12 protein-coding genes and 1 pseudogene are annotated in these 10,453 nt (G+C 58.8%); 6 read left to right on the top strand and 7 right to left on the bottom strand.

The window, feature by feature from the left end:
• Positions 1–449, bottom strand: a pseudogene (locus ACGVKB_RS08820) (hypothetical protein); the annotation flags it as partial.
• A 70-nt stretch (positions 450–519) separates the two neighbouring features.
• Here ACGVKB_RS08820 and ACGVKB_RS08815 point away from each other — a divergent pair.
• The 4 genes from ACGVKB_RS08815 to ACGVKB_RS08800 all read left to right on the top strand — a co-directional run bounded on the left by ACGVKB_RS08815 (position 520) and on the right by ACGVKB_RS08800 (position 2,623).
• Positions 520–1,035 carry a hypothetical protein gene (locus tag ACGVKB_RS08815; protein WP_392351202.1) on the top strand — a complete coding sequence of 172 codons (516 nt, stop codon included), beginning with the start codon at positions 520–522 and terminating at the stop codon, positions 1,033–1,035.
• A 1-nt stretch (position 1,036) separates the two neighbouring features.
• Positions 1,037–1,276, top strand: coding sequence for a hypothetical protein (locus ACGVKB_RS08810; RefSeq protein ID WP_392351200.1), 240 nt, complete (start codon positions 1,037–1,039; stop codon positions 1,274–1,276).
• Positions 1,277–1,279: 3 nt separating this feature from the next.
• Positions 1,280–2,218: a hypothetical protein gene (locus ACGVKB_RS08805; RefSeq protein ID WP_392351198.1), complete on the top strand. Its 939-nt coding sequence runs from the start codon at positions 1,280–1,282 to the stop codon at positions 2,216–2,218.
• Positions 2,219–2,299: 81 nt separating this feature from the next.
• Complete coding sequence (locus tag ACGVKB_RS08800; RefSeq protein ID WP_392351196.1) at positions 2,300–2,623, top strand: hypothetical protein; 324 nt, start codon at positions 2,300–2,302, stop codon at positions 2,621–2,623.
• 11 nt (positions 2,624–2,634) lie between these two features.
• Here ACGVKB_RS08800 and ACGVKB_RS08795 read toward each other — a convergent pair whose 3' ends face one another.
• The 6 genes from ACGVKB_RS08795 to ftsH form a co-directional block, all read right to left on the bottom strand.
• Positions 2,635–3,195 (bottom strand): pyridoxamine 5'-phosphate oxidase family protein, encoded by a 561-nt coding sequence (locus tag ACGVKB_RS08795; protein ID WP_392351194.1) that lies wholly within the window; start codon positions 3,193–3,195, stop codon positions 2,635–2,637.
• 14 nt (positions 3,196–3,209) lie between these two features.
• Positions 3,210–4,124, bottom strand: a complete 915-nt coding sequence (locus tag ACGVKB_RS08790) for a histone deacetylase (RefSeq protein ID WP_392351192.1) — start codon at positions 4,122–4,124, stop codon at positions 3,210–3,212.
• A gap of 933 nt (positions 4,125–5,057) precedes the next feature.
• Complete coding sequence (locus ACGVKB_RS08785; protein WP_392351190.1) at positions 5,058–5,240, bottom strand: hypothetical protein; 183 nt, start codon at positions 5,238–5,240, stop codon at positions 5,058–5,060.
• A gap of 80 nt (positions 5,241–5,320) precedes the next feature.
• Positions 5,321–5,698: a hypothetical protein gene (locus tag ACGVKB_RS08780; RefSeq protein ID WP_392351188.1), complete on the bottom strand. Its 378-nt coding sequence runs from the start codon at positions 5,696–5,698 to the stop codon at positions 5,321–5,323.
• 20 nt (positions 5,699–5,718) lie between these two features.
• Positions 5,719–6,675: an ornithine carbamoyltransferase gene (argF, locus tag ACGVKB_RS08775; protein ID WP_392351186.1), complete on the bottom strand. Its 957-nt coding sequence runs from the start codon at positions 6,673–6,675 to the stop codon at positions 5,719–5,721.
• Positions 6,676–6,720: 45 nt separating this feature from the next.
• A complete protein-coding gene (ftsH, locus tag ACGVKB_RS08770; protein WP_392351184.1) occupies positions 6,721–8,595 on the bottom strand; it encodes an ATP-dependent zinc metalloprotease FtsH in 1,875 nt (624 codons plus the stop codon).
• A gap of 94 nt (positions 8,596–8,689) precedes the next feature.
• Between ftsH and ACGVKB_RS08765 the strand changes: the two genes are divergently transcribed.
• Positions 8,690–9,316 (top strand): SOS response-associated peptidase, encoded by a 627-nt coding sequence (locus ACGVKB_RS08765; RefSeq protein ID WP_392351182.1) that lies wholly within the window; start codon positions 8,690–8,692, stop codon positions 9,314–9,316.
• An 18-nt stretch (positions 9,317–9,334) separates the two neighbouring features.
• Entirely contained in the window at positions 9,335–10,072 is a 738-nt protein-coding gene (locus ACGVKB_RS08760) for a potassium channel family protein (protein ID WP_392351180.1), read from the top strand.
• Positions 10,073–10,453: the final 381 nt, after the last annotated feature.

The following is a 10,453-nucleotide window of genomic DNA, read 5'->3' as shown; positions in this document are numbered from 1 at the left end:
CCGTGGAAACAGAGCTGGCCATCAAAGCTGTTGGCATTGATCTGCGGTGGCACCTTGAGAAAGATCACCCCAGAGAAACTGCCCCCATGGGTGTGGGTGGGGTTGTAGTCCCCGGCCAACTGACAATTGAGCCACAGATCAATCGGTTGAAGCTGATAGCGACCTGGCACCCAGGGGCCACGGCCCTGGGGCGGCTGGCGATCCATCACATGGCGAATCCAGCGGTGGCACGCCGGCAGCAGATGTTCGTCCATCAGAGCCTGAACACCGGGCTGATCCGGCCGCAGCTCCCGTTGCTGGCTGAGTTGTCCCGCCAACTTGCTGGAGGCATCCGGGCTGGCGGTCGGATTGGCGAGAACCTGCTCACTGAGATCAATCAATGTCGTCAGCAACGGAGCAGGAAGCGCTCCTTTGAGAATGGAGCGGGGAAAGAGATCAAGAACGTCCACGCTGTCTGGATCCGCTGCAGCCCATGGTGGCAGCGCCAGAGTGACAAGGTTGTTGGGATTGCACGTGTTGATGCCTCGCCTGCTGTCGCTGTTCGGCCTTGGCTTGGTTCTTGCCCTGGGCGGGACCGCACGGGGCCAAAGCACGGAGCAGCTGTCCGGTCAGAACGGACCCACCGCCGCCCTGCTGAAGAACGGCGCTCTGACGTTGACGACACGACGCACGACGACAACCTTCCCCGATGGCAACCGGATCTGGAAAGTTGAATTGCATGGTCGGGGGGAGTTGTTGGCCAGCTGGACCGCCGCCAGCGGAATCGCCGCACGCCAGCAGGTCGACCGCCGCTGGTCACCGGGGAACGCGGCCCCCCTTCCCGCCGGTCGCTACAACCTGGGCCCACCGGAACCCTGGGGCGATGACCTGTGGTTCACCCTCACTCCCCGCTTCGAAACAACCCGCAGTGCCCTGGGAATTCACCGTTGCTATCCGGGCACGGGGTGCATCTGCCTGCCCAACCGTGATGAGATCAAGGCCCTGGCCGCATGGGTGCGGCAGGCCAGGATTCAGAGCCTGACCGTTCTGAACTGACGTGCTGAGATTCTTCCGGCTCAGTCGCACTGAAGTGCGGTTCGCCTGCACCAGCTTCATGATCCAACTGGCGCTGTTCTGGTTTGCGGAACTGGTGATCTGCGAACTGGACAGCAACCGCAGCATCTGCCACCTGATCGGGCGTGGCTTTCTGCCCTGCCTGATCAGCTTTGCGGTGATGGACATCGTGGTGGTGCCCCACCTGCGTCGTCGGCTGGCGCACCGAAACGATCAACCCTGAGGGATGGTGATCAGCCTCTCGATGGGGGTGGGGTTTGTGCTGGCGGCCTGGGCCGTCATGGGAAATGACGCTGTTCAGACCATTGGCACCTTTCTGTCATCCAACGCGGATCGGACAGCCAAGAGCACCCAAATGCTGTTTCTGTGCAGCATCACCAGCGGGGTGCTTCTGATGGGTTGGTGGCTGAACCACGGTGACCCCGCCTGGGGACGACTCACCGCTGACACCAACGCCTTCCCGCTCCCCCATCCCCTCAGCTGGATCTACCTGATCCCTCCAGCTGCCGTGTTGGTCTTAACCCGATGGGGTGCTCCCGTGAGCACATCATTTCTGGTGCTGTCGTGCTTTCAGCCAGCCAACAGCGGCGCTCTGATCAACAGCTCCACCACGGGATACATCCTTGCCTTCGCGATGGGACTGATGGCCTACGGGGTGGGGGTCCGCCTTCCGGAGCAGTGGCGACCGGGCAACGACGGCAACAACGCCTGGCTCGCCTTGCAGTGGCTGGCCACCGCTTTGCTCTGGAGTCAGTGGCTGATTCAGGACATGGCCAACGTGTTCGTTTACCTGCCGCGACAGCTCACCGCCACGGCCATGGTGACCTGCACGGCTGGATTGTGCCTGGCGATTTGCCTGTTGGTGGCCCGCGGTGGTGGCCCCATGCAAGCTGTCCTGCGTTCCAAGAGCAGCAGCACCGATTTGGTTTCGGCCACCGTGATCGACACGCTGTTCGGGATCTGTTTGCTGGTTCAAAGCTTGATGTCAACGGTTCCCCTCAGCACGACCTGGATGTTTCTTGGTTTGCTGGCTGGCCGTGAGCTGGCGCTCCGCCCTGCCGAGCCGGGCAGCGTGCTCCAGACCATCGGCGCCGATGTCGGCAAGGCACTGGTCGGAGTCATCGTCAGCCTGCTGATCACCCAGATGCTTCAACCGATGCTTTAGCCAACACTTGGCTGAATCGAGCATCCATGGCTATGGCAGAACTGAAGCCAGATCAACATGGGTGTTACCAGACAACGCGCGTTGACGGTTCTGCTCTTGGGCCTGGTGGGACTGGGCAGCGCAGGACGGGCCGCCCCTGATCCGGTCCTAGAGACAGACCAGACCATTCTGGAAGCCCACGAACAACTGGTCGCCGCGGGCTGGCAACCGGCACCGACACAAACACCGTCGGAACGCGAACGGGAATGGGCTGCCGTGGCCCTGAGCAGCCTGTCGTCCTGCTCGGGAAGCGGCGCTGGATTCTGCCGCTTTGATTACCAACGCCAGGAACAACGGCTCTCGGTGGTGACCATCCCCTCGAAGCCCGGTGAAGCATCGATCGGACGGGTCAACCGTTGGTGGTGATCCAGCCAACGTCAGGGGTTCAGTCGATGCTCAAGCCAACGGTCGGCAACACACCAGCGACTGCGTCGATGGGGATGCTGCGTGAGATCCAGAAGCTCCACCTCGGCGACCTGAAGGGATAACACCCAAAAGTGGCTCGGCGGCTCCGCGTGTTCCGGCACCTGGCTTGGAAAGTCGGCATCGAGATCCAGCGCAGCACCCGGCTGCGGCCAGCTCCAGAGCGCCCGACCGCCATCACGCATCGTCCTCCAGCAATGGGTCGTGAACGCCGGATCCTGTTCCGACGTCAGCTGACGGATCACGCCCCGAAGACGGAATTGTTGCTTGGCCTTCGCAAACAACCAACACACCTCAGCAGCCGGTTGATGGCGCAGATCCTCGATCTTGTCGCTGCGGGCATCGCTGAACAGCAGCAAGGCCGCATCGGTGTGCCAGCCGCGAAACACCAGGGTCCGCACCCGGGGGGTTCCATCTGTGGCGATGGTGGCGAGTTGAAGCCAACGGACGGACGGCGAGCGACCGTCCCGTTGCTGCGCAGCCTTGAGGAGTGGCCTCCAGGGAGGGAGTGACATGCCGTAGTCCAACCTCAAAGACCATATAAACGTCCCTGTTCGACAGCCGCCCTGATCACGAGGGCATGGCGAGGCACCAGCGCATCGAGGGTGTCATATCCACCACCAATCACCGTGGCGATGGGGATCGAGCGCCGTAAACAGGCATCGAGGACCAGCCGATCCCGACAGATCAAGCCCTGGTCGGTGAGCGCCAGACGACCAAGCCGGTCGTCTTGATGGGGATCAACCCCGGCATTCAACAGAACAAGATCAGGGCAGAACTGATCGATCAGAGCCGGAATTCGATCACCGATGGCCGTGAGATATCCCTGATCATCCACACCATCTTCAAGGGGAAGGTCAACATCACTGTTCACTTTGCGCAGCGGGAAATTACTTGCGGCATGCACTGACACCGTGAAAATCCTCGGATTGTGAGCACAACAAGCTGCTGTTCCGTCGCCTTGATGAACATCGAGATCGAGAATCATCAGGCGCTCCACCTCACCCCTCGCCAGAAGAACACCGGCGGCGATGGCGCAGTCATTGAAGATGCAAAAACCGCTGCCGAAATCTGGATGAGCATGGTGGGTCCCCCCAGCCAAATGACATGCCAGGCCGTGGCGCAATGCCAACCGCGCCGTCTGAAGCGTGCCTCCCACCGCCAACCAGGTTCGCTGGATGAGAGGCGTTGTCGCTGGTAAGCCAATGCGGCGTTGATCAGCCCGGGATAGCCGATCACGACTGAAATCCTCGTGATAGCGACGGGTATGGACCATCTCCAGGTCACGCCTGGCAATCGACAGGGGAGCGACAACCTGCTCGGCAGTGATCAGACCCTGATCCAGAAGTAAGCGGTGCAACAACCGGAATTTGGCCATCGGAAACCGATGTGTGCTCGGCAGTGGAGCCGAGTACAGCGGGTGATAGACGACGGGGACCGGCACGGGAGGCTCTAACCCGTGAAAGGTAACAACAGATCCATGGATCGCGATGCCAAGCGAAGGTCAGGGCGCCGATCCAAACATCCACAACCCCTGATTATCGACAGCACAGAACACTGCTTGAGCCAAGCATCTCAGGGCCTTACGACAAGGACAAAAGCGATAGATTCCAATCAACCGTTTGAGACACCAACATGAAGCGACTTCTAATTGTCCATAACATTGTCACTGGACAGGACATTGTTCATGAATTCTGCGATAAAGATATCGCCATCGAAATCGTCGAAGGAGATGATGACGGCGCAGGAGAACTGGACATTGAATCCAGACTGTTCTACCGATTGGATTAGCAACATTCAGCCCGACCACAACTCAAGGGCGAGGGAAATGCTCTTCATCCTCAAAGCGGTGATGCGTTGAGATCAGCGTCGTTCCCGGAGCCGGATTTCCGCCAGGAAGCGTGCCCTCGCGGGGTGTGTCAGATCAGAACTGTGGCGGCAGGACAATGCCGCTATGTTGAAGGTGTCCCCATCACCGGCCCTGGGCAAAGGTTTGCCCAGGGTTTTTTATTGCCGATGGAGGCGCCCAGGTCAACGGTCAACCAACTTGGCTTCGTTTGACTTTTGCTCAACCACGAGGGCCAAGAGGCCCACAAAGGACAACAGCAGTGATGCGACCATCACGACACTGCACGCGCTGTCAGCTGGTCTCCGAGAAATTGATTGAGGGCACGTACACCGCTGGCTTGATCAGAACAATCTGTTCTCAACAGAGATTGAGCTTCGCGGAGGTAATGGAAATAGGTTTGACGATCCGTGGCTTGATTCGCCAAATCCATGAGCTGGCGATAGCGACTGGACAGGGTCATACAAGAAAATTCTCCTATGAATGAATTCTCCCCAGACCAGCCACTTCTTGATGTAGCGGATGCAGCAATCAGGCCGCCAGCTCAGGGCTGAACCCCTGCTCGTCGGACCACGCACGCACGGTTGACTGCTCATCCAGCTGTCCCAGTTGATAGAGACTGAAGGCTGCAAGGGTCCAATCCTGCAATTTCAGAGCATCAAGGTGTTTGGCAGCCAGCAGGGTTGCAACGATCTCAAGATCCACTCCATTCATCGCAGACTCAGCATCTGGACCGATCAAATCAGGTCAGAGCAGAGGGACAAGGGAACAAAATCAAAAACAGTCTGAAGAGATCAAGACTCCCCGGAGCGCGACACCCCCTCGAGCTCGATCGTCAGGGTGGGGGCCATCAGTTCGACGGCACCCTGCGGCTTGATCAATTGCAGGCCATACACAAAATCATCCGGCAAGGTGATGCGCACATTGCAGCGTTGCATCACGCCGTCGTCTTGCTGGTCGAGTCCACAACGGCCCAGACGCTTGGTCTGAATCGTGGAACCATCGGCGCGAACAACGGTGAGCGCATCGCCAACCAGATGCGCTCGGCAGGATTCAACCGTTCCATTGATTCTGCACAGTGGCTCCGATCGCACAGGAGAGGCCGTCATCAGCATGGTGCTGATCCCCAAGCAACAGGACGCCAGCCGACTGATGTGAAGAGAAGCCGCCATGGTGAAGAACACAGATGGGATTACAAACCACCCAGAACGGCAGCGAGCAAAGCCTGCTGAGCATGCAGACGATTTTCAGCCTGATCAAAGATTCGGCTGGATGCTCCCTCCATCACCTCAGCGGTGATTTCCTCGCCACGGTGGGCCGGCAGACAGTGCAACACGATTGCGTCGCTGGCGGCATGGGCCATCAGCTCCTGATCCAGACAGAACGCAGCAAAGGCCTGTTCGCGCTCCTGTTGTTCCTGCTCCTGTCCCATCGAAGCCCAGACATCGGTGTAGACGGCCTGAGCACCCCGCACAGCTTCGACGGGGTCAGACATCACCTCAACTGCAGCGCCATGTTGGGCGAGCGAGCGTGCTTGATCAAGAATGCCAGGCAGTGGCTCAAACCCATCGGGGCAACCGATCCTGACGTTGACGCCCAGCAGAGCACCACAGAGCATCAAAGAGTGAGCAACGTTGTTGCCATCTCCGACGTAGGCGAGGGTCTGACCGGCCAGGTCACCGTGCACCTCTCGCATGGTGAGGAAATCAGCCAGGGCCTGACAGGGGTGCTCCAGATCGGTCAGGGCGTTAATGACGGGCACCGTTGACCAGTGGGCGTAATCAACCAGTTCCTGCTGGGCAAAAGTCCTGATGGCCAACGCATCGCAGTAGCGGCTCAACACCCGGGCGGTGTCCTGCAGCGGTTCGCCACGACCCAACTGCGTGACGCTGGGGTTGAGGTCCACGGTCTGACCACCCAAGCGTGTCATCGCCACCGAAAAACTGACCCGCGTGCGGGTCGACGCCTTGGTGAAAATCAGGCCGAGGACCCGATTGCCCAAATCAATCCGACGTTCTCCGGATTTGAGTTGGGATGCCAGCTCGAGCAGAGCAGCGGTTTCCTCAGCTGAGAAATCGGCCGAGGACAGAAAGTCTCGGCCATTCAGGGCGGTTAATGAGGCGGCAACCCCCGCTGCAGCGGTAGCCATCATTCGGTTTCAAAGGACTGTTATCGGGGATAAACGGCCTGCGCGTCAAGCGCTGACACCCTCCGGAAGCACACTTGCCTCGAGCATTTGCTTGAGATCGTCCCCTTCGATCACCTCTTTTTCGAGGATCTTCTGGGCAATCGTCTCGAGCAAAGCCATGTTCTGGCGAAGAATCTGGAGGGCATCATCGTGGGCCTTATCGACCAAACCACGGACCTCCTGGTCGATGGCCTGTGCGGTGGCATCACTCACCGATCGACGCGGGTTGTTGGTGCCGCCCAGGAAGCGACCCCCACCTTGCTTGTCGTAGGCCAATGGTCCGAGGGTTTCACTCATTCCATAGGTCCCCACCATCTGCTCTGCCAAATCCGTGGCCCGCTGCAGATCATTGGCGGCACCGGTTGTGATCTTGCCGAACACAATCTCTTCGGCCGAGCGGCCCCCCAACAATGTGGCGATCTGACCTTGAAGCTCTTCCTTCGAATTGAGGAAGCGTTCTTCGGTCGGTAGCTGCAGGGTGTAACCCAGGGCACTCATGCCACGGGGAACAATCGAGATCTTGGCGACCTTGCTGCCACCGGGCATCAGATGACCAACGATGGCGTGACCCACTTCGTGATAAGCCACCACTTTCTTTTCATCGGGTTGGAGAACGCGGCTCTTCTTCTCCAAGCCAGCCACCACCCGTTCAATCGCTTCTCCGAGGTCCTGTTGTTCAACCCGGGTGCGCATGGCCCGGGCCGCTAACAGAGCAGCCTCATTGATCAGGTTGGCCAGATCAGCTCCGGCAAATCCACTGGTGGCCTGGGCAACGCTATCGAGGTCGACAGCCTCTGCGAGCTTGACCTTCTTGGCGTAGATCTCAAGGATGGTCTTGCGACCGGAGAGATCAGGACGATCAACGAGGACCTGACGGTCGAAGCGACCCGGGCGCAACAGTGCGGCGTCCAGGACCTCGGGTTGGTTGGTGGCCGCCAACACAATCACAGGTTTGTCCTGGGCTGTGAAACCATCCATCTCTGTCAGCAGCTGATTCAGCGTCTGCTCACGCTCATCGTTTCCACCGACCACACCCATCGAGCCGGAACGGCTTTTACCGATCGCATCCAGCTCGTCGATGAAGATGATGCAAGGGGCCTTCTTCTTGGCCTCTTCAAACAGATCGCGTACGCGAGCGGCACCAGCGCCGACGAACAGCTCGACGAATTCCGAGCCGGAGATGATGAAGAAGGGCACACCCGCTTCACCGGCAACCGCTTTGGAAAGCAGAGTTTTACCGGTACCCGGAGGCCCCACGAGCAGCACACCCTTGGGAATTCGCGCCCCGATTTCGGCGTATCGCTCAGGGGTTTTGAGGAAATCAACGATCTCAGTCAGCTCCTGCTTGGCCTCGTCAACACCGGCCACATCAGCGAAGGTCACCCGTGATTCCTCATCGGGGACATAAACCTTGGCCTTGCTCTTGGTGAAACTCAAGGCCCCTTGAGCGCCACCACCCATGGAGCGGCGAGCGAAAAACTGAAGCACCAAGATGAAAATCAGCGGCGGAACCACCCAGCTGAGAATCGTGGTGAAAATGTTGGGCTTCTTCGGCGGAGCTGCTGCGAATTCGACGCCCTTGGTCTCCAGACGCTGCGGGAGATCCATATCGAAGATCGGTGTTGTGGCTAACACCGGGGGAGCACCCTCCTCGGGATCACTCAACTCGTAACGGATCTGGTCCTGGGTGATGAACGCCCGTTTCACAGCGCCGTCATTGACTTGATCAATGAACAACGAATAAGGAACACGGGGCACCTGTTGCATCCCGTTGTTCGGAATGAAGCTGCTGACCAGCAGCAATACCCCGAAACCAATCAGCACCAGGTTGATGATTCCGAACCGACGGTTCGGTTGGTTGTCGTCCTGACGGATCGGCATGGCCCTCGCCTGCAATGCGATCACGCTACGAGGAATGCACAGAAGCGAGCGTGACGGATGGGTGTGAGAACCGAACGCCCGGTAGGGTCCGACCATGTGCGGTCGCTACACCCTCGAGACGCCCCTGGACGTGCTGAGCGCACAGATCCAGCCATGGTTGACCGACGACGACCGTGGCTGGATGGGCCATTACGCACCCCGCCATCTCATCCGTCCGGCCGAGCCGGTGCTGGCATTACGGCGGGAACATGGACGCAGCGGCATGTCCCACATGCTTTGGGGTCTGCTGCCGGGATGGGTCAAGGACCCGTTGAGTGGGCCCAGACCGATTAATGCCCGGGCTGAAACCCTGAACGACAAGGCCTCGTTTCGTGGACCCTGGCGCCACCATCGCTGCCTGCTGCCTGCCAGTGGATTCTTCGAACAAGGGGAATGCATCCAGAAAGAGGATCACACCCTGTTCTGGCTCGGCGGACTCTGGGATCGCTGGATTGGACCCGATGGCAGTGAAGTGGAAACGTGCTGCGTGATCACCACCCGTCCCAACCCCTTGCTGCAGTCGCTGCATGACCGCATGCCCGTGGTGATTCCAACGGGCCTCGAAGAGGCATGGCTGGAACCGGGGGATGGGGCCCATCGCCGGGCCCTCGAGGCGATGCTCGAACCCTGGGATGGCGCCGGGTGGAGCCGCCGCGGCACCAGTCAACTGTCCTTGTGGTGACCAGGGATTCCCTGCACGATGCAGGCAATTGACCTGGAGCACGTGACAGCGAACCGACGACAATCACGTCGGAATGATCAGCACCACAAGCTGCTGCTGCTCTTCACCCTGATCGTCACCATCGGGTTCGCATTCCCAAGGCTGATTTGGGCAACCCATGTTGGCTACACGTTGATCGCCTTCCTCCTCACCCAAGTGATGGTGGGAGGAAGCGACGCCCCGTCCTGGAGCGACAGGACTTATCGCAGCCTCGGGGGCATTGCGATAGCGGCCATGTGGATCTGGTTGCTGACCCCTTTGAACTTGCTCTACAGCGGTGTGCCCATGGCACTGAGCTGGGGTGTGCTGGTGAGTTGGAGCATCATTCGTTTGGTCAAACGCCTGGCCTCGGAACCGGTCGTCAATGAATCGCTGCTGATCGGTGCAACGGCTGGCTATTTGCACATCGGCCTCACCGCCGGATTGGTGATGAGTGCGCTGGAAACAATCCAACCGGGCAGTTTTGAGCCGTTGGTTGTGGAACCCATCGGCGAACAAAGCGTCTTGGCCGCAGCCGACGTGTTTTCGTCGATCAATTACTTCGCTTTTGTCTGCCTCACGACCGTTGGCTTCGGAGATATCAGTCCAATCCTTCCGCTGGCTCGGATGGTGAGCATTGGCACGAGTGTCGCGGGCCCGCTCTACCTCGCGGCTGTCATGGGAGTCCTGATCGGACGCTTTGCTAGCAGCCTGGACCGGGAGTCCAGAGACCGATAAGCACCAGCAAAAATCCAGTCACAGAAATAGTTCTTAAGAACTAAGGTGACGCTTGAATCGACTTGAAATACCGAAAAGATTGTTCTGTCTAGGCTTCCAAGACCAAGAAATGTTTTTTAATTTCCGCCGCGGGCATTTTGGAGTCAGATCAAAGCTTGTGATCCCGATCTCGGAATCATTGTTTCTGCGGAATACAACGTCGCCTTCGAGGGATTTCCTGAGATGGCTTTATCCCCCAATTGGTGGCAACTCTCTAAACAGCAAAAACCCCGCTCATGGCGGGGCTACTTGTTGAAGATAGAAAATAACTGGACATGTGACTAATCAGTCTTCCTCCATGGAATCATGGCTGATACTTTTTTTGGCATAATCATTAAGATC

The sequence above is a fragment of the Parasynechococcus sp. genome (genome assembly GCF_042954325.1).
GTDB lineage: Bacteria > Cyanobacteriota > Cyanobacteriia > PCC-6307 > Cyanobiaceae > Parasynechococcus.
The sequence above is the reverse complement of the archived record's forward strand: the minus strand, read 5'-3'. Positions and strand labels throughout refer to the sequence as shown.

Coding starts and splice junctions, on each gene's coding strand:
- ACGVKB_RS08815 (WP_392351202.1), top strand. CDS start 520: ATGCCTCGCCTGCTGTCGCTGTTCGGCCTTGGCTTGGTTCTTGCCCTG.
- ACGVKB_RS08805 (WP_392351198.1), top strand. CDS start 1,280: ATGGTGATCAGCCTCTCGATGGGGGTGGGGTTTGTGCTGGCGGCCTGG.
- ACGVKB_RS08795 (WP_392351194.1), bottom strand. CDS start 3,195: ATGTCACTCCCTCCCTGGAGGCCACTCCTCAAGGCTGCGCAGCAACGG.
- ACGVKB_RS08785 (WP_392351190.1), bottom strand. CDS start 5,240: ATGAATGGAGTGGATCTTGAGATCGTTGCAACCCTGCTGGCTGCCAAA.
- ACGVKB_RS08780 (WP_392351188.1), bottom strand. CDS start 5,698: ATGGCGGCTTCTCTTCACATCAGTCGGCTGGCGTCCTGTTGCTTGGGG.
- argF (WP_392351186.1), bottom strand. CDS start 6,675: ATGGCTACCGCTGCAGCGGGGGTTGCCGCCTCATTAACCGCCCTGAAT.
- ftsH (WP_392351184.1), bottom strand. CDS start 8,595: ATGCCGATCCGTCAGGACGACAACCAACCGAACCGTCGGTTCGGAATC.
- ACGVKB_RS08765 (WP_392351182.1), top strand. CDS start 8,690: ATGTGCGGTCGCTACACCCTCGAGACGCCCCTGGACGTGCTGAGCGCA.
- ACGVKB_RS08760 (WP_392351180.1), top strand. CDS start 9,335: ATGCAGGCAATTGACCTGGAGCACGTGACAGCGAACCGACGACAATCA.